Genomic DNA, 16,963 nt, shown 5'->3' on the forward strand with positions numbered 1-16,963 from the left:
GACTCATTCCTCGGCACGGCTTCGGCTGACAGCCTTGGGGTATGGTGTAATTGGCAACACGGCTGATTCTGGTTCAGTTGTTCTTGGTTCGAGTCCAGGTACCCCAGCCAAACGAGAAAACCCCCGCTGAGCGGGGGTTTTTCGTTTTTCCAGACGACGGATGCCTCGGTCTCAGACCTTTGCGAGCACCTCCGTCGCGGCATCCCGTCCCAGCGCGAGGTAGGCGGGGTTGTCGTCGCTGTGGGCGAGCAGCGTGAGCACGACGGCGGCGGCCCAGGCGTGTGCCCGCACCCAGATGTGGGCGTCGTAGCGCGAACCCACGGCGGCCATGAACCGCTCGCGCCCGGCGGCGTCGAATGCCAGCCACGCGACAGCCAGGTCGTAGGCGGGATCGCCGGCGGTCACGTCGCCGAAGTCGATGATCCCGGCGAGGTCGCCATCACGCGAGACGAGGTTGCCCGGGTGCAGATCGCCGTGGATCCACACCGGTGTGCGATCCCACGGAGCAGCTGCTCTTCCCGCCTGCCACAGCGCGTGCAGGGCGTCCGCTGAGGAGCCGTCGAGGACGCCGCCGGCGCGGAGTGTCCGCAGCCGCTCCTCGACGGCGCCTGTGCGAGCGGCGAGCGGGACGCCGCGGAACGGATTGATCGGGTGGTCGTCCGGGGCGTCGGAGTGCAGAGCGGAAAGCGCCCGAGCCAGCGTGGCGGCCCATCCGCCGCGTTCGGCGACGGGCTGAGCGAGCGCTGGGACGCCGTCGATCCACGGTACGACCGACCACGCCCAGGGGTAGCCGTCGCCCGCAACACCGTCGACCACGGGCGCCGGAACGCGCACACCCACCGGTGCGAGCCGCTCGGCCACGCCCGGAAGCACCGCCTGCTCGTGCAGTACGAGGGGTGCGGCGAGGGTGCGACGGGGGAGTCGCACGGCGTACTGGTCGCCGAGTCGCCACACCTCGCTGTCCCAGCCCTCGGCGACCTTTCGGAGGGGCAGCTCGGTGGCGGCGGGGATCATCGCGACAGCCTGGTCGGCGAGCAGTCCGCGGATGAGTGCGATGTCGATCGAGATCTCGGCGGCGGGCTTGTCGGGCACCGTAAGAAAATACTCCATTGCGTTTGTGTGGGAATGTGTTGTATTGTGTTGGAATCCAACGAAGGGTTGCGACATGTACGCGACGGAGCGCCACGAGCAGATCGAACTCCTGCTGGCTGCGCAGAGCCGCGTGAGCGTCGTCGAGCTCGCTGAGCGCTTCGACGTCACGACCGAGACCATCCGCCGCGATCTCGACCACCTCGAGTCGGCCGGCGCGCTGCGCCGGGTTCACGGGGGAGCGGTGAGCCGCGAGCGCGCCAGCACACGTGAGCCCTCGCTCGCCGAGCGCTTCGAGCACCACGGCGGCGCCAAGGCCGCGATCGGCCAGCGCGCCCTGGACGCCCTCGGCGCCGAGTTCGCCGGATCCGTCTTCCTCGATGCCGGCACGACCACCGCGGCTGTCGCCTCGGCACTGATCCCGCGCCTCTCGAGCGCGCGGATCGAGGTCGTCACGCACTCGCTGACCCACGGAAACGCGCTGGCGGGTGTCCCGGGCGCCTCGCTCTCGTTGGTCGGGGGTCGCGTGCGCGGCCTCACCGCCGCGGCGGTCGGCGCCGACACGGTCCGCGCGATCGGCGCTCTGCGTCCCGACGTCGCCTTCATCGGGACCAACGGCGTGTCCGCCACGTTCGGGCTCAGCACGCCCGATCCCGACGAGGCCGCCGTCAAGCGCGCCATCGTCGAGTCGGCGCGCCGGGTGGTCGTCGTCGCCGACGCAGAGAAGCTCGGCGCGGAGCTGCTCGTCGGCTTCGCGTCGCTCTCCGACATCGACGTGCTGGTGACGGATGCTGCACCCGACGAAGAACTCGCGTCCGCGCTCGCGGACGCCGACGTGGAGGTCTGGCTCGCATGATCGTGACGCTCACCGCCAACCCGTCCCTCGACCGCACCGTGATGCTCCCCGCGCCTCTGCAGGTCGGAGATGTGCAGAGCGCAGCCTCCACGCGGGAGGACGCCGGCGGCAAGGGCATCAACGTCGCCCGCGCCGTCGCCGCTGCGGGCGAGGACTGCACCGCGGTGCTGCCGCTCGCGCCGGGCGATCCGTTCGACGCCGCCCTCCGCGCCGCCGAGGTCGACGCCCAGCGCGTTCCGATCCGCGGCAACGTGCGCGCGAACATCGCGATCACCGACCCCGACGGGGTGACGACGAAGCTCAACCTGCCGGGCGCGGAGCTCTCGCCCGACGAGGTCTCCGCGGTCATCGATGCCGTGGTCGCGGCATCCGTCGGTGCCCGTTGGCTGGTGCTGGCGGGCTCGCTGCCTCCCGGCGTCGCCGATGACTTCTACGTGCACGTGATTCGCGCCGTGCGACGGGCGCACGGAGCAGACGCCCCCCTCATCGCGGTCGACACCTCCGGCCCGGCGCTCACCGCCGTCGTCGCCGACGGTGCACCCGACCTGATCAAGCCGAACGACGAAGAACTCGCCGAGCTCGCCGGCGTCGCGATCGACGGCGCCGACCCTCGCGCAGTGCTCGAGGTCGCGCGCGTGCTGGTCCCGGCGCGGGTGCGGACCGCACTCGTCACCCTCGGCGCCCGTGGCGCCGTGCTCGTCGCCGCCGATGGCGCCTGGGTAGCCACGCCGCCGCCGATCCAGGTCGTGAGCACGGTCGGCGCAGGCGACAGCTCCCTCGCCGGCTACGTGCTCGCCGCGACCCGCGGCGCCGAAGAGGGCGAGCGGCTGCGCCTCGCCGTCCGGTACGGGTCGGCCGCGGCATCCCTTCCCGGCACGAAAGCGCCGGCTCCCGCAGACCTTCCCACCGGCGACGTGCCCGTCACGCGTCTCGACTGACACCCACCAACCCCACCCCACGACCGCAGGAGGTCACCGTGTCCGACACCATCACCCCAGGCCTGGTGAGTCTCGACGTCCCGCTGGGCGCCGACAAGGCAGCCGTCATCCGGTCCCTCGCCGCACGCGTGGTCGCGCAGGGTCGCGCGACCGACGCCGAAGCTCTCTACGCCGACGCGTGGGCCCGCGAAGAGAAGGACGAGACCGGGCTTCCCGGCGGCATCGCCATCCCGCACGCCAAGAGCGCCGCGGTAACGACCCCGTCCCTCGCCTTCGCGCGCCTGAATCCGGGCGTCGACTTCGGCGCGCCGGACGGCGCCGCCGATCTGGTGTTCCTCATCGCGGCCCCCGCTGATGCCGCCGAGGCGCACCTCGCGGTGCTCTCGAAGCTCGCCCGCAGCCTGATGCAGGAGGACTTCACCTCGGGACTGCGCGCCGCCTCGTCCGACGACGATGTGGTCGCGATCGTGCAGGCGGCCATCGGGGAGCGCGAGGCCGCCGCGCCCGCTGCTGCCGCGGCCGCTGCGGCACCCAGCGCCGCACCGGGCCTCGTCGTCGACGGCCGCCCGGCACGCGTCGTCGCGGTCACGGCCTGCGCGACCGGCATCGCGCACACGTTCATGGCCGCCGACGCGCTCACCGCCGCCGGCAAGAAGGCCGGCATCGATCTCGTCGTCGAGCCGCAGGGCTCCAGCGGCTACCAGGCGCTTCCGCCCGATGTCATCCGCAACGCCGACGCCGTGATCTTCGCGACCGACGTCGACGTGCGGGAACCGCAGCGGTTCGCCGGCAAGCCCGTCGTGCGCTCGGGTGTCAAGCGCGGCATCGAGCAGCCGGACCAGCTGATCTCGGAGGCCGTCGCCGCCGCCAACGACCCGTCCGCCACGCGGGTGGGCGGCGAGTCGGCCGCGGCCACTGCCGCCCCCGCCGAGACGCTGTCGTGGGGTGCGCGCATTCAGCGCATCCTCCTCACCGGCGTCAGCTACATGATCCCGTTCGTCGCGGGTGGCGGTCTGCTGATCGCCCTCGGCTTCCTCATCGGCGGCGTCAACGTGAACGCCGACGACGCGGCGTTCACCGTCATCAAGGACAACGCGCTGTGGGCGCTTCCGGAGGGCGGGCTCGCCCAGTACTTCGGGTCGGTGTTCTTCGTGATCGGTGTGACGTCGATGGGCTTCCTGGTCTCGGCGCTGGCCGGCTACATCGCCTTCGCGATCGCGGACCGGCCCGGCATCGCCCCCGGCTTCGTCGCCGGGGCGATCGCCGCGCTGATGGGCGCCGGATTCATCGGCGGCATCATCGGCGGTCTGCTCGCGGGTTACGTCGCATGGTGGATCGGGCGGTTCAACGCGCCGCGCTGGCTGCGCGGACTCATGCCGGTCGTGATCATCCCGCTCGTGGCGTCGATCGTGGCGTCGGGACTCATGATCCTGTTCCTCGGCCGGCCCATCGCGACCCTGATGGTCGGGCTCAACGACTGGCTCACGGGCCTCGCTGCGACCGGTGCGATCATCCTCGTCGGCGTGATCCTCGGACTCATGATGTGCTTCGACCTGGGGGGTCCGGTCAACAAGGTCGCCTACGCGTTCGCGGTCGCGGGCCTTGCCTCCGCCTCGGCGGAGAACACCACGCCGTACCTGATCATGGCGGCGGTGATGACCGCGGGCATGGTCCCGCCGCTCGCGATGGCGCTCGCATCCACGGTCCTGGCGCGGAACATGTTCCCCCCAGTCGAGCGCGAGAACGGCAAGGCGGCCTGGCTGCTCGGCGCGGCGTTCATCAGCGAGGGCGCGATCCCGTTCGCCGCGGCGGACCCGCTGCGCGTCATCCCCGCGATGATGGCGGGCGGCGCGGTCACCGGCGCGCTGAGCATGGCGTTCGCCGTCGAGTCCCTGGCGCCCCACGGCGGCATCTTCGTCCTCTTCGCGATCAACCCGATCTGGGGATTCCTGATCGCCCTGGCGGCGGGCACGGTCGTCTCGGCCCTCACGGTGATCGCCCTCAAGAAGTGGATCGCCCCGAAGGAGCTCGAAGAGGCCGAAGCGCGCGTACCCGTGGCGGCCTGAGGCCGTCGTCCGCCAGAATCGGAATCGTCGACCGCCGAGGTCCGACACAGACAGGAGAGAACCATGGCAGAACGTCAGGCCACCATCGCCAGCAGCTCGGGACTCCACGCCCGCCCCGCGAAGCTCTTCGTGCAGGCCGTGCAGGCGCAGCCCGTCCCGGTCACGATCGCGGTCGAGGGCGGTGCCGACCTCAACGCGGGCAGCATCCTGTCGCTGATGGGCCTCGGCGCCTCGCAGGGGACCGTCGTGACCCTCAAGGCCGACGGCGACGGCGCCGAAGAGGCGCTGGACGCTCTGGTCGCTCTGCTCGAGACGGACCTCGACGCCCAGTGAGAACCTGAAGAGGGCGCGGTCGCAGGGCCGCGGGAGAAGCGTGTCGACGGATGCCGCGGGTCGAAGCCGCTGCGGCATCCGTCGTCCGCGTTCTGCCGGGGTGTGCCGGCGCATCCGGCTCAGATGTCGGTGCTGTCTCCGGGGTTCAGCGCGAGGAGCTCCCCGCCGTTCTGTTCGGCCGCCCAGCCCAGGCGCGCGCGACCCATGTCCCGTCCCGCGACCGACAGCGTCATGTCATGCGTGCCGAAGACGCGCCGCGGCGCGACGGCGAGTACGAAGTCCATCGCCTCGCCGATCTTGAGCCACGGGGCGCCGACCGGAGATGCCAGCAGCTTGACCGGGCGGCCCTTCGGCACGGCGTACGAATCCCCGGGGTAGTAGAACTCGTCGTTCACGAGCACTCCGACGTTGTCGACGACCGGGATCGACTCGTGGATCACCGCGTGCCGGCCGCCGAAGAACTCGAGGCGGAACGGCTCGACGTCGACGACGTCGCCCGGATGGACGATCGTGACGTCGTAGCCCTCGGCCGCCTTGGAGACGCCATCGGGGGCGAAGATCGGTGTTCCCGGGAAAGCCTGGAGGATGCGGTCCAGGTGGTCGGGCGTCCAGTGGTCGGGGTGCTCGTGCGTGATGACGATCGCGACGACGCCCTCGAGCTCTCCGAGCGGGGCGGTGAACGACCCGGGGTCGATGACGACCGTGCTGCCGGTGTCGACGAGGGTGAGGGTGGCGTGCTCGAACTTCGTGACTCGCATGGGTCGAGTCAAGCGTCACGGCGTCGTCGGAGCAAGCGATGAGCGGGCGGCGCGCCGGTGCCCGGGCCGATTTGGAGAGGGCATGTGGCCCGTGGCATAATCGAACGGTTGCCTGAACGGCCCCATCGTATAGCGGCCTAGTACGCCGCCCTCTCACGGCGGTAACGCGGGTTCGAATCCCGCTGGGGTCACCAGTCAGGCAACAACGCCGCAGCCTCGGTTGCGGCGCGCTGTACGGCCCCATCGTATAGCGGCCTAGTACGCCGCCCTCTCACGGCGGTAACGCGGGTTCGAATCCCGCTGGGGTCACCATCGACGCCCCGGTCCAGCTGGACTGGGGCGTCTTTCGGTTCCGCTCAGATGAGGCGGGGCAGCGCGATCACGACGGCCGCCACCAGGCCGCACGCGATGACGAACGCCGTCAGCAGCAGGAGCAGGCCGGCGCCGGGCAGCCGGTCGGGCCGGTCGTCGAGCAGGGCCCGGGTGACGCGGCGATGCCGGGCGCCGGCGCAGGCCCAGAGCACTACGGCGAACGCGAGACCGAGGATGCCCGGCAGCAGCAGCACCGGAGCAAGCTCGGGTCGCGGCGTGGTCGCCGGCAGGATCCGCAGGGCGAGCAGCGAGGCGACGCCGATCGCGAGGGCCGTGCGCCGCCACGCGAGCTCCGTGCGCTCGGGCTGCAGGCCCGGATCGAAGATCCGCCGTTCGGTCATCGCAGGATCACACCGAGCAGCACGAGCACGCCGACGACCACGATCGTGGTGGCGAGGGCGATGCTCGTCGCGGATCCCGGCATTGGTGAGCCCGCCCTCAGCGCCCGCTCCGTGCGTCCCCATTCGCGCCAGGCGAGGGCGGGGAGGAGCAGTCCCGCGACGATGAGGATGACGGATGCTGCGAGCCGCAGTCCCGGCTGCAGGTCGAGCCCCAGCGCCTCCAGGGCGACCCCTCCCGCGATGAGCGCGAGAGCGGTGCGGTTCCACGCGAGGAACGTCCGCTCGTTCGCGAGGCTGAAGCGCGCGTCCGGCTCGTCGCCGGTGCCGTAGACGGAGGCGGGGAAGCGGGTGCGGGTCACCCTCACACCGTAACTGCGCCGCCTGTCGACCCGGCCGTGGCGCGGCACCACGGCCGGGTCGAGACTCCCTGAGGGGCGGACGGCGCCGAGACCGTCATCCCGGCGAGTCGCTGGAACGGTCCGCGTCGACGGTCGGCGACGCGGGGGCTGCAGCATCCGTCCGCCGACTCCGGCGACCGCGGACGAGCCGTACGATGCCCCAGACGATGAGCGCGGCGACCGCGGCCACGGCGAGCCAGGGGAGGAGGAAGCCCAGGGCGACGACGATGCCGTTGAGCGTGGCGACGAGGCCGTTCCAGCCGGCGGCGAGGCCGTCGCCGAACCCGGCGGGATCCGCGGTCACGGCCTCCACCTCAGGGACGACCGTGACCGACAGCGTCGACATCGCGACCTGGTCGTCGAGCATCTCGAGCTGCTGCTGATACGACTCCAGGGTCGCCTGACGCTCCGAGAGCGCGGACTCCGCGGCGATGAGATCCGCGACGCTCTGCGCCTGCGCCATCAGCTCGGTGAGGCGGTCCACCGAGGCCTGGGCCGCGTCGATGCGGGCCTCGAGATCCACGGTCTGCTCGGTGACGTCCTGACGGGACAGGTTGGTCGACGTCACCTCGCCCACGTCGTCGAGCTCGTCGACGACGCGCTGCAGCTGGTCGGCGGGAACGCGGACGGTGATCCACGCGCCGTCCGTCGGATACGGATAGGGCATGGTGTCGTAGACGATGCCGCCGTCGGTGGGACTCACCGGGTACACCGTGCCGTCGCTTCCGACGCTCATCGATTCGACATAGCCGCCGTGCGCGACCGCGGAGTTGGCGATGGCACGTGCGGCCACGTCGACCTCGTCGGCAGTGACCGTCGCGGAAGCCGTGGTGATGATGTCGCGATCCGCCGCCGTCGAGCCGGCAGCGGTGTCACCGGCGGTGCCGGGTGCGACCGTAAGCGGTGCGGACTCGCGCGTGTCGGCGCCCGAGGACTCGTCCGTGTACGTGCCGGCACCGGAGTCGGCCGGAGCGACGGGAGCGACGGCGGATTCGTCGCCCGTGGCACCCGAGGGACTGACCAGCGAGCCCACGGCCGGCGCGATCACGGCCGCGACGGCGATCACCGCGGCGGCGGCGCCGCCGGCGATCCAGAGGCGTCCTCGCCGCGTGCGCCGGGCGGACTGGCGTGCCCGCTCCCGTGCGATGTCGGCGAAGAGAGCGTCCTCGATCTCGTCGATGCGCTCGGAACTGAGTTCGGGGAGGGATGCCGGGGTGTCGGGACCCGGGGACTGCGTGCTCATGTGCTCTCCTTCACGACGGTCCGCAGACGGGTGCGGATGCGGGAGAGACGGTTGCGGACCACACCGTGTGCGACGCCGAGCTCGTCGGCGGCCGCCTGATACGCGTAGCCTTCGGTCGCGCAGAGCCGGAAGATGGCGCGATCGAGCTCGCCGAGGCCGGCGACCTCGTGCAGGATCGCCTCGGCGAGGCTGTCGCCGATCACCTGCTGCTCGACGTCGACCGTCGAGGGCAGGGTCTCGTCGGCTGCAGCCCCGGTGTGTTCGCGGTCGCGCCGCTGCCGGCGGATGCGGTTCGCCGACTGGAACCGGCAGATCGTCGCGAGCCAGGGCAGCAGTGAATCGCCGGCCAGGTCGAGGTCGGGGAGCTTGCGCCAGGCGGCGAGGAACGTCTCCTGCGTGACCTCCTCGGCATCCGCCGGATTGCCGACGAGCCCGTGCGCCAGCCAGTACACCGGGCGCACGTACGCCCGGTACAGCGTGCGGAAGGCGTGCTCGCTCCCGCCCGCAGCCAGCACCACGAGCTCGGCGTCGCCCGGCAGGTCCTCGCCCGTCATCCCCATCCTCCGAATTGTCTCTCACCGTGTGAGTGTCCGCACCGACCGGATCGTCTCACGGGCGCCGGTCGCGCCGCGCCGACCCTGTAGTCTGTTGCGAGCGAGAGGGAGTATCCCGACACCGCGCATCCGTCATCACGGGTCCCGACAGAGCGACCCCGGGTGCGCGCCGCAGGCGCTCAGCCGGCGGGGGAGAGACTTTCGGATTCCACCGACCCCGCTCACATCCCCTTCGAAAGGCCCTCCATGGACCTCGAACTCCCGCTGTGGTTCGAAATCGGATCACTCGTGATCCTCACCCTGATCCTGATCGCCGATCTGCTGCTCATCCTCAAGCGGCCCCACATCCCCTCGACGCGTGAATCGACGCTCTGGGTCGTCTTCTACGTGACCCTCGCGCTCATCTTCGCAGGCATCATGTGGATCGTCGCCGGGCCCGAGTACGCCGGACAGTTCGTCGCAGGCTGGCTCACCGAGTACAGCCTGTCGATCGACAACCTCTTCGTCTTCGTGCTGATCATGAGCCAGTTCGCGGTTCCGCGACGCTATCAGCAGGAAGTCCTGATGGTGGGCATCATCATCGCCCTCGTGCTGCGCGGCATCTTCATCATGGTCGGCGCCGCCGTGATCGAGGAGTTCAGCTGGGTCTTCTACATCTTCGGCGCGTTCCTCGTCTGGACGGCCTGGCGCCAGGCCTTCCCCGGCGGCGACCACGACTCCGACGTGAAGCAGGAGAACTTCGTGGTGCGGATGCTGCGCCGCACGATCGACATCAGTGATCACTACGACGGCGCGAAGATCCGCACCGTCGTGGACGGCAAGAAGATGTGGACGCCGATGATCATCGTGTTCGCGGCGATCGGCGTGACCGACCTGCTGTTCGCGATCGACTCGATCCCCGCGATCTTCGGCATCACCCAGAGCGCGTTCATCGTGTTCACCGCGAACATCTTCGCGCTCATGGGTCTGCGCCAGCTCTACTTCCTCCTCGGCGACCTGCTGGATCGCCTCCGCTACCTGCACTACGGCATCGCGTTCATCCTCGCCTTCATCGGTCTGAAGCTCGTCTTCCACGCCATGCACGTCAACGAGCTGCCGTTCATCAACGGCGGCGAGCCCATCGAGTGGGCGCCCGAGATCTCGACGTGGATGTCGCTCGGCGTCATCATCGTCTCGATGCTGGTGGCGACGGTGGCGAGCCTTGTCGCCTCCGCGCGGGAGAAGAAGATGCCGACCGCGGATGCTGCGGCCGCCGTCGTGGCGGACGAGAAGGGCACCCCTCCCACCGTCGACCAGCCCCGTTCGGACGACGCTCTCTGATCGCCTTCCGTCAGCCCTGTCCTCGGGCCGCCGACCGTCGTCGGCGGCCCGAGGTGCGCACGCGAGGGGAGAGACGGCAGATGACGGCGGCGGCGCGGGTGCCCGCATCGGCGGTGGTAGCCTGGGCACGTGCGGATCGCTCGCCTTCTCCTTAGCGGCCGCGACGAGTCCTAGTCCCCAGGCCTCCCTCGTCGCGGAGTTCGTCGCGGGCCCCACCCCTTTCGGGCGCAGTCCCACAGAGGAGAACGACTAGCTATGAGCACGACCGATGCATCCGGCATCCCCGACCGTCCCCGCACCCTCGCCGAGAAGGTGTGGGACGACCATGTCGTCGTCCGCGGCGAAGACGGTCAGCCGGACCTGATCTACATCGACCTGCACCTGGTGCACGAGGTCACCAGCCCCCAGGCCTTCGACGGTCTGCGTGGGGAGGGCCGCCCGGTGCGGCGCCTCGACCTGACGATCGCGACCGAGGACCACAACACCCCTACGCTCGACATCGACAAGCCGATCGCCGACCTCACCAGCCGCACGCAGATCGAGACGCTCCGCCGCAACGCCGCCGAGTTCGGTGTGCGACTGCACTCGCTCGGTGACAAGGAGCAGGGCATCGTCCACGTCGTCGGACCGCAGCTGGGGCTGACCATGCCGGGCATCACGGTCGTCTGCGGAGACTCGCACACCTCCACGCACGGCGCGTTCGGCGCGATGGCGTTCGGCATCGGCACCAGCGAGGTCGAGCACGTGCTCGCGACGCAGACGCTGCCGCTCAAGCCCTTCAAGACCATGGCGATCACGGTCGAGGGCGAGCTGAGGCCCGGCGTCACGGCCAAGGACATCGTGCTGGCTATCATCGCCAAGATCGGCGCGAACGGCGGGCAGGGCTACGTGCTCGAATTCCGCGGCAGCGCCATCCGGTCCCTCTCCATGGAGGGCCGCATGACGATCTGCAACATGTCGATCGAGGCCGGCGCCCGCGCCGGGATGGTCGCCCCCGACGAGACCACCTTCGCGTACGTGAAGGGCCGTGCGCACGCGCCGACCGGTCAGGACTGGGACGACGCCGTCGCCTACTGGCGGACGCTGCCCAGCGACGAGGGCGCGGTCTACGACGCCGAGGTGTTCCTCGACGCCGCCGAGCTCGAGCCGTTCGTGACGTGGGGCACGAATCCTGGCCAGGGCGTCTCGCTGAGCGCGTCCGTCCCCTCACCGGGGGACTTCGCCGACCCCAACGAGCGTGCCGCAGCCGAGCGCGCGCTCGAGTACATGGATCTCGTGCCCGGCACGCCGCTCAAAGAGGTGCCCGTCGACGCCGTGTTCATGGGCTCGTGCACGAACAGCCGCATCGAGGACCTCCGTGCGTTCGCATCCGTCATCGAGGGCCGCACGAAGGCGGACGGCGTGCGCGTCATGGTCGTCCCGGGCTCGGCTCGGGTGCGCCTCGAGGCGGAGGCCGAGGGCCTCGACAAGATCTTCGAAGACTTCGGCGCCGAGTGGCGCTTCGCCGGGTGCTCGATGTGCCTCGGCATGAACCCCGATCAGCTCGCTCCCGGGGAGCGCTGCGCCTCCACGAGCAACCGCAACTTCGAGGGCCGTCAGGGCAAGGGCGGCCGTACGCACCTCGTCTCGCCGCTCGTCGCCGCCGCCACCGCCGTCATGGGCCGCCTCGCGAGCCCGGGCGATCTTCCCGCGCCCGTCGCGGCCGCAGCCGAGGGCACGGAGGCCTGACATGGAGAAGTTCACGACGCACACCGGCATCGCCGCGCCGCTGAAGCGCTCCGCGGTCGACACCGACCAGATCATCCCGGCGGTCTACCTGAAGCGCGTCACCAAGACGGGCTTCGAGGACGCCCTGTTCGCCAGCTGGCGCCAGGACCCCGAGTTCGTGCTCAACCAGGCGGCGTACGCGGGTGCCAGCATCCTCGTCGCCGGTCCTGATTTCGGCACCGGCTCGAGCCGCGAGCACGCGGTGTGGGCGCTGCGCGACTTCGGGTTCAAGGTCGTGCTGAGCCCGCGGTTCGCCGACATCTTCCGCGGGAACGCGGGCAAGCAGGGACTCGTCGCCGGAGTGATCTCCGAGGCCGACCTCGAGGCCGCGTGGGGCGCCATCGAGGCGGATCCCGGCGTCTCGATGACGGTCGACCTCGACGCCCGCACCGCGCGCATCGGCGCGCTGGAGCTCCCTTTCGAGATCGACGATTACACTAGGTGGCGGCTTCTCGAAGGGCTCGACGACATCGGGCTCACGCTGCGCGACGCAGACAAGATCGCGCAGTTCGAGGCTCGCCGAGAGGCGTGGCGGCCGCGGACACTTCCCGTTCCGTAAGCCGGGCCGGGCGCCCAGACCCCGGGCACCCGACCGTCGCAAGCCCCCTCTGCACACCAAGTGAGGACCACCGGATGAAGCCGCTCCTGAACGTCGCCGCCGGCGAAAGCACCACTGCCGAAGCGGGAGAGCAGGAACGGACCGGCGAAGTCCTCGCGATCCGGGGCGGGCGACCGCTGACGGGGCGCGTCGAGGTCAAGGGTGCCAAGAACCTCGTCACGAAGGCGATGGTCGCGGCGCTGCTCGGAGAGACCGCCAGCACGCTGCGCGACGTCCCCGACATCAGCGACGTCCAGGTGGTCCGCTCCCTTCTCGAAGTCCACGGCGTGCGCGTCGTGGACGGCGAGGAGGAGGGCACGATCCACCTCGACCCGAGTGGGGCCGTCGCAGCCCACTTCGAGGAGATCGACGCGCACGCCGGGGCCTCCCGCATCCCGATCCTGTTCTGCGGACCCCTGCTGCACCTGCTCGGTGAGGCGCTCATCCCGGACCTCGGCGGCTGCCGCATCGGGGATCGCCCGATCAACTTCCACATGGACGCGCTGCGCGCCTTCGGCGCCGTCGTCGACAAGAGCTACGAGGGCATCCGGATCACCGCGCCCGACGGGCTGCACGGCGCGAACATCGAGCTGCCGTATCCGAGCGTCGGCGCGACCGAGCAGGTGCTGCTCACGGCCGTGCGCGCCAAAGGCGTGACGGAACTGCGCAACGCCGCGATCGAGCCCGAGATCATGGATCTCATCGCGGTGCTCCAGAAGATGGGCGCGATCATCTCGTACGAGCCGAACCGCGTCATCTTCATCGAGGGGGTCGACTCGCTGCGCGGGTACGACCACCGCGCGATCTTCGACCGCAACGAGGCCGCCTCGTGGGCGTGCGCGGCGCTGGCGACCGACGGCGACATCTTCGTCGGCGGAGCGCGCCAGCAGGAGATGCTGACCTTCCTCAACGTCTTCCGCAAGGCCGGCGGATGGTTCGACGTCCGCGAGGATGGCATCCAGTTCCGCCGCGGCGGGGCCTTGAAGCCCGTCGTCGTCGAGACCGATGTGCACCCCGGCTTCATGACCGACTGGCAGCAGCCGCTCATCGTCGCGCTCACCCAGGCCGAGGGGGAGTCGACCGTGCACGAGACCGTGTACGAGAACCGGCTCGGATTCACCGAGGCGCTGAACCTCATGGGGGCCGACATCGTCGTGCACCGCGACGGCATCGATGCGCCCGGTCGCCGCGTTCCCCGCCGAGCCCTCGAGCAGGCCGCCGTGATCAACGGCCCGACACCTCTCCACGGCGCCGATGTGGTCGTGCCCGACCTCCGCGGCGGATACAGCTACGTGATCGCGGCACTGGCCGCCGAGGGGGAGTCGGTCGTACGCAACGTAGGGATCATCCGTCGCGGCTACGAGAAGTTCTTCGCCAAGCTCGACCAGCTCGGCGCCGACTTCGACGTCATCGGATAACCCGGTGTCCACTGATCGTCCGCGCGCGTCGGCCGAGAAGACGCGACCGAGCGCCTTCTGGCCACTGGCCGGCCTCCTCGTGCCGCTGCTGAGCCTGCTCTTCAAACTGGAGATCGAAGACGGCAGGAAACTCCCTCGCGATGGCGCCTACGTCCTCGCTCCGAACCACATGAGCGAGATCGATCCGCTCGTGGTCGCCCTCGCCGTGTGGCGGTTGGGTCGTGCGCCCCGGTTCATGGCGAAGGAGAGCCTGTTCCGGGTGCCGGTGCTGGGCTGGGTGCTGCGCATCACGGGGATGGTGCCGGTCGCGCGGGCGACGTCGGCCGCCGCGGCGCGCGCCACGCTCGAGGCGTCGGAGACGCTCGTGCGGCACGGTCGCGGCGTGATCGTCTACCCGGAGGGCTCGCTCACCCGCGAGCCGAACCTCTGGCCCATGCGTGGCAAGACCGGAGCCGTCCGCCTCGCGCTGGCGGGAGGCATCCCGGTGATCCCCATGGCGCAGTGGGGCGCCCAGCAGGTGCTCCCGCGCTACGGCAAGCTCAAGCTGTGGCCGCTGCGCCGCCGCGTGCGCGTGATCGTGGGCGACCCGGTGGACCTCTCGGCGTACACCGGGGCGCCTTCGTCGCAGACCGCGCTCGTCGAGGCGACGGACGCCGTGATGGCCGACATCTCGGGCCTTCTCTCTCAGCTGCGCGGCGAGCCCGCACCCGCGGAGCGCTGGAACCCGGCCGATCACGGCCAGAAGGAGACGGGGCGCCTTGAGCCGTAGGCAGGATGCCGCGCGCCCGCGCGTCGCCGTCGTCGGCGCGGGCAGCTGGGGCACGACGTTCGGCAAGATCCTGGCCGACGGCGGTGCCCACGTCACGATGTGGGCACGCCGCCCCGAGCTCGCGAGCGAGATCCAGGAGGGCAAACGCAACAGCGAGTACCTCCCCGGCATCAACCTGCCGCGCGACATGCACGCGACCCACCACCTGTCGGAGGCGCTCGAGGGCGCCGAGCAGATCTACCTGTCGATCCCGAGCCAGGCGGTGCGCCAGAACCTGAAAGCGGTCCGCCCGCTGATCTCGCAGAGTGACGCGCCCATCGTGTCGCTCATGAAGGGTGTCGAGCGGCGTACGGGCCTGCGCATGAGCCAGGTGATCGAGCAGGAGCTGCACTGCGACCCCGCGCGCATCGCGGTCGCCTCCGGCCCCAACCTCGCCCTCGAGATCGCCCGCGAGCAGCCGACCGCGGCCGTCATCTCCTCGACGAGCCAGGAGACGGCAGAGGCCGTCGCCCGGCGCGCGCGCAACAAGTACTTCCGCACGTTCGTCAACACCGACGTGATCGGCACCGAGTTCGGTGGCGTGCTCAAGAACCTGATCGCGGTGGCGATCGGCATCGTCGACGGCGTCGGCTACGGCGAGAACACGAAGGCCTCGATCATCACGCGCGGCCTCGTCGAGATGACGGACTTCGCGGTGGCGTTCGGCGCCCAGCACGAGACGCTGCAGGGTCTCGCCGGACTCGGCGACCTCATCGCGACGTGCCAGTCGCCGCTCAGCCGCAACAACACCGCCGGGCGACTGCTCGGCCAGGGCTATCGCTTCGACGACGTCGTGAAGCAGATGAACCAGACGGCGGAGGGGCTCGCGTCCGTCGCGCCCATCCTGCAGCTGGCGCGGGAGGTGGGCGTGCAGATGCCCATCGTCGAGCAGGTGAAGATGGTGCTCGACGGCACAATGAACCCTCGCGACATCGCGCCGCATCTCACGACCGATGACGACACCCCCCAGGGCGAGAGGACGACGAATGGACAAGCCGGCGGTGGCGGTGCTCTTTGGCGGTCGATCCAGCGAGCACTCGATCAGTTCCGCAACGGCGGGCGGGGTGCTGCGGGCGATCGACCGTGACAACTACCGCGTGATCCCCGTCGGGATCACGCGGGACGGCGTGTTCGTCCTCGAGGACGACGACCCCGACAAGTTCGCCCTCGACGCGGAACGGCTTCCGGAGGTCGTCGACAACGGCACCCGTGTGCTGTGGCCCGAGGTCGGCGACCGCCAACTGCGCGTGCGCCGCGCCGATGGAACCGTCGACGACCTGGGCGCCCTCGACGTCGTGCTCCCGATCCTCCACGGCGTTCACGGCGAGGACGGCACGATCCAGGGCTACTTCGACACGCTGGAGATCCCGTACGCGGGCGGCGGCGTGCTCGACTCCGCGCTGTGCATGGACAAGCACTTCATGAAGATCGTCCTGCAGGCGGCGGGCGTGCCCGTGTCCCCCTGGGTCACCGTGACGCAGGAGCGCTGGGAGCGCGACCCGGAGGGTGTCCGAGCGGACGCTGCGACCCTCGGTGAGCCGTCGTTCGTGAAGCCCGCGCGCGCCGGCTCGAGCGTCGGCGTCTCGAAGGTCCACGACGCCTCGGAGCTCGATGCGGCGCTCGCCCTCGCGTTCGCCGAGGATGACAAGGTGCTCATCGAGTCGGCGATCGTCGGCCGCGAGGTCGAGGTCGCCATCCTCGAAGGCCGCGGCGGCGCCGCTCCGCGCGCATCGCTGCCCGGCGAGATCGTGCTCACGACGCGCGAGTTCTACGACTTCGAGGGCAAGTACCTCGGTGGCGACGGTGCCGAGGTGGTCTGCCCCGCCGACCTGACCGACGGCGAGATCGCCGCCATCCAGGCGCTCGGCATCCGTGCCTTCCAAGCGGTCGACGGCAAGGGGCTCGCGCGCGTCGACTTCTTCCTCGCCGCGGACGGGCTCTACGTCAACGAGCTCAACACGATGCCGGGGTTCACGCCGATCTCCATGTTCCCGAAGTGCTGGATCGCGTCGGGGCTGTCGTACCCCGAGCTCATCACCGAGCTCATCGACACTGCACTCGAGCGCGCCCGGCAGACGGTCGTCGTCCGCGCGGCTCGCTGAGC

Annotated in this window: 17 protein-coding genes and 3 tRNA genes; 14 read left to right on the top strand and 6 right to left on the bottom strand. The window is 70.4% G+C overall.

What is annotated here, in order from left to right; genetic code table 11:
- Positions 1–35 precede the first annotated feature (35 nt).
- A tRNA-Gln gene (locus J2Y46_RS12290) sits at positions 36–110 on the top strand.
- A gap of 61 nt (positions 111–171) precedes the next feature.
- Here the strand turns inward: J2Y46_RS12290 and J2Y46_RS12295 are convergent.
- Positions 172–1,092, bottom strand: coding sequence for an aminoglycoside phosphotransferase family protein (locus J2Y46_RS12295; protein WP_045297935.1), 921 nt, complete (start codon positions 1,090–1,092; stop codon positions 172–174).
- Between the two features lie 73 nt (positions 1,093–1,165).
- Between J2Y46_RS12295 and J2Y46_RS12300 the strand changes: the two genes are divergently transcribed.
- The 4 genes from J2Y46_RS12300 to J2Y46_RS12315 all read left to right on the top strand — a co-directional run bounded on the left by J2Y46_RS12300 (position 1,166) and on the right by J2Y46_RS12315 (position 5,282).
- A complete protein-coding gene (locus J2Y46_RS12300) occupies positions 1,166–1,945 on the top strand; it encodes a DeoR/GlpR family DNA-binding transcription regulator (RefSeq protein ID WP_045297934.1) in 780 nt (259 codons plus the stop codon).
- Positions 1,942–2,883, top strand: coding sequence for a 1-phosphofructokinase (gene pfkB, locus J2Y46_RS12305; RefSeq protein WP_045297933.1), 942 nt, complete (start codon positions 1,942–1,944; stop codon positions 2,881–2,883). Before J2Y46_RS12300 ends, pfkB begins: the two co-directional genes overlap by 4 nt.
- 38 nt (positions 2,884–2,921) lie before the next feature.
- On the top strand, positions 2,922–4,949 hold the full coding sequence (locus J2Y46_RS12310; RefSeq protein WP_045297932.1) for a fructose-specific PTS transporter subunit EIIC: 2,028 nt from the start codon (positions 2,922–2,924) through the stop codon (positions 4,947–4,949).
- Positions 4,950–5,012: 63 nt separating this feature from the next.
- Positions 5,013–5,282: an HPr family phosphocarrier protein gene (locus J2Y46_RS12315; RefSeq protein ID WP_045297931.1), complete on the top strand. Its 270-nt coding sequence runs from the start codon at positions 5,013–5,015 to the stop codon at positions 5,280–5,282.
- 119 nt (positions 5,283–5,401) lie between these two features.
- Here J2Y46_RS12315 and J2Y46_RS12320 read toward each other — a convergent pair whose 3' ends face one another.
- Positions 5,402–6,040 (bottom strand): MBL fold metallo-hydrolase, encoded by a 639-nt coding sequence (locus J2Y46_RS12320; RefSeq protein ID WP_045297930.1) that lies wholly within the window; start codon positions 6,038–6,040, stop codon positions 5,402–5,404.
- 118 nt (positions 6,041–6,158) lie between these two features.
- On the opposite strand from J2Y46_RS12320, the gene J2Y46_RS12325 reads away from it, so the two are divergent.
- Positions 6,159–6,234: transfer RNA gene (locus J2Y46_RS12325), tRNA-Glu, on the top strand.
- 42 nt (positions 6,235–6,276) lie between these two features.
- Positions 6,277–6,352: transfer RNA gene (locus tag J2Y46_RS12330), tRNA-Glu, on the top strand.
- Between the two features lie 44 nt (positions 6,353–6,396).
- Here J2Y46_RS12330 and J2Y46_RS12335 read toward each other — a convergent pair.
- From J2Y46_RS12335 to J2Y46_RS12350, 4 genes are all read right to left on the bottom strand, one after another.
- The gene (locus J2Y46_RS12335) at positions 6,397–6,753 is read right to left on the bottom strand and encodes a DUF202 domain-containing protein (RefSeq protein WP_045297929.1); all 357 of its coding nucleotides are present in this window, start codon (positions 6,751–6,753) and stop codon (positions 6,397–6,399) included.
- Positions 6,750–7,112 carry a YidH family protein gene (locus tag J2Y46_RS12340; RefSeq protein WP_045297928.1) on the bottom strand — a complete coding sequence of 121 codons (363 nt, stop codon included), beginning with the start codon at positions 7,110–7,112 and terminating at the stop codon, positions 6,750–6,752. The genes J2Y46_RS12335 and J2Y46_RS12340 overlap by 4 nt, the downstream gene beginning before the upstream one ends.
- A 94-nt stretch (positions 7,113–7,206) precedes the next feature.
- Entirely contained in the window at positions 7,207–8,394 is a 1,188-nt protein-coding gene (locus J2Y46_RS12345) for a DUF4349 domain-containing protein (protein WP_045297927.1), read from the bottom strand.
- Entirely contained in the window at positions 8,391–8,948 is a 558-nt protein-coding gene (locus tag J2Y46_RS12350) for an RNA polymerase sigma factor (RefSeq protein WP_045297926.1), read from the bottom strand. The genes J2Y46_RS12345 and J2Y46_RS12350 overlap by 4 nt, the downstream gene beginning before the upstream one ends.
- A 246-nt stretch (positions 8,949–9,194) precedes the next feature.
- On the opposite strand from J2Y46_RS12350, the gene J2Y46_RS12355 reads away from it, so the two are divergent.
- The 7 genes from J2Y46_RS12355 to J2Y46_RS12385 all read left to right on the top strand — a co-directional run bounded on the left by J2Y46_RS12355 (position 9,195) and on the right by J2Y46_RS12385 (position 16,961).
- Positions 9,195–10,268: a TerC family protein gene (locus J2Y46_RS12355; protein WP_045297925.1), complete on the top strand. Its 1,074-nt coding sequence runs from the start codon at positions 9,195–9,197 to the stop codon at positions 10,266–10,268.
- 255 nt (positions 10,269–10,523) lie between these two features.
- Complete coding sequence (gene leuC / locus J2Y46_RS12360; RefSeq protein ID WP_045297924.1) at positions 10,524–11,996, top strand: 3-isopropylmalate dehydratase large subunit; 1,473 nt, start codon at positions 10,524–10,526, stop codon at positions 11,994–11,996.
- A 1-nt stretch (position 11,997) separates the two neighbouring features.
- Positions 11,998–12,594 (top strand): 3-isopropylmalate dehydratase small subunit, encoded by a 597-nt coding sequence (leuD, locus tag J2Y46_RS12365; RefSeq protein ID WP_045297923.1) that lies wholly within the window; start codon positions 11,998–12,000, stop codon positions 12,592–12,594.
- A gap of 74 nt (positions 12,595–12,668) precedes the next feature.
- Positions 12,669–14,051 (top strand): UDP-N-acetylglucosamine 1-carboxyvinyltransferase, encoded by a 1,383-nt coding sequence (murA, locus tag J2Y46_RS12370; RefSeq protein WP_245619541.1) that lies wholly within the window; start codon positions 12,669–12,671, stop codon positions 14,049–14,051.
- A gap of 4 nt (positions 14,052–14,055) precedes the next feature.
- A complete protein-coding gene (locus J2Y46_RS12375) occupies positions 14,056–14,820 on the top strand; it encodes a 1-acyl-sn-glycerol-3-phosphate acyltransferase (protein WP_045297922.1) in 765 nt (254 codons plus the stop codon).
- The gene (locus J2Y46_RS12380; protein WP_310242644.1) at positions 14,810–15,946 is read left to right on the top strand and encodes an NAD(P)H-dependent glycerol-3-phosphate dehydrogenase; all 1,137 of its coding nucleotides are present in this window, start codon (positions 14,810–14,812) and stop codon (positions 15,944–15,946) included. The genes J2Y46_RS12375 and J2Y46_RS12380 overlap by 11 nt, the downstream gene beginning before the upstream one ends.
- Complete coding sequence (locus J2Y46_RS12385) at positions 15,846–16,961, top strand: D-alanine--D-alanine ligase family protein (protein ID WP_045297920.1); 1,116 nt, start codon at positions 15,846–15,848, stop codon at positions 16,959–16,961. The genes J2Y46_RS12380 and J2Y46_RS12385 overlap by 101 nt, the downstream gene beginning before the upstream one ends.
- The last annotated feature ends 2 nt before the right edge of the window (positions 16,962–16,963 follow it).

The sequence above is a fragment of the Microbacterium sp. BE35 genome (assembly GCF_031457705.1).
GTDB classification, from domain to species: domain Bacteria; phylum Actinomycetota; class Actinomycetes; order Actinomycetales; family Microbacteriaceae; genus Microbacterium; species Microbacterium trichothecenolyticum.

Bases quoted from the DNA above. Each gene is read 5' to 3' on its own strand.
- J2Y46_RS12315 (WP_045297931.1), top strand. From the start codon at position 5,013: ATGGCAGAACGTCAGGCCACCATCGCCAGCAGCTCGGGACTCCACGCC.
- J2Y46_RS12355 (WP_045297925.1), top strand. From the start codon at position 9,195: ATGGACCTCGAACTCCCGCTGTGGTTCGAAATCGGATCACTCGTGATC.
- J2Y46_RS12350 (WP_045297926.1), bottom strand. From the start codon at position 8,948: ATGACGGGCGAGGACCTGCCGGGCGACGCCGAGCTCGTGGTGCTGGCT.
- J2Y46_RS12335 (WP_045297929.1), bottom strand. From the start codon at position 6,753: ATGACCGAACGGCGGATCTTCGATCCGGGCCTGCAGCCCGAGCGCACG.
- J2Y46_RS12385 (WP_045297920.1), top strand. From the start codon at position 15,846: ATGGACAAGCCGGCGGTGGCGGTGCTCTTTGGCGGTCGATCCAGCGAG.
- murA (WP_245619541.1), top strand. From the start codon at position 12,669: ATGAAGCCGCTCCTGAACGTCGCCGCCGGCGAAAGCACCACTGCCGAA.
- leuC (WP_045297924.1), top strand. From the start codon at position 10,524: ATGAGCACGACCGATGCATCCGGCATCCCCGACCGTCCCCGCACCCTC.
- J2Y46_RS12300 (WP_045297934.1), top strand. From the start codon at position 1,166: ATGTACGCGACGGAGCGCCACGAGCAGATCGAACTCCTGCTGGCTGCG.
- pfkB (WP_045297933.1), top strand. From the start codon at position 1,942: ATGATCGTGACGCTCACCGCCAACCCGTCCCTCGACCGCACCGTGATG.
- J2Y46_RS12320 (WP_045297930.1), bottom strand. From the start codon at position 6,040: ATGCGAGTCACGAAGTTCGAGCACGCCACCCTCACCCTCGTCGACACC.
- leuD (WP_045297923.1), top strand. From the start codon at position 11,998: ATGGAGAAGTTCACGACGCACACCGGCATCGCCGCGCCGCTGAAGCGC.
- J2Y46_RS12345 (WP_045297927.1), bottom strand. From the start codon at position 8,394: ATGAGCACGCAGTCCCCGGGTCCCGACACCCCGGCATCCCTCCCCGAA.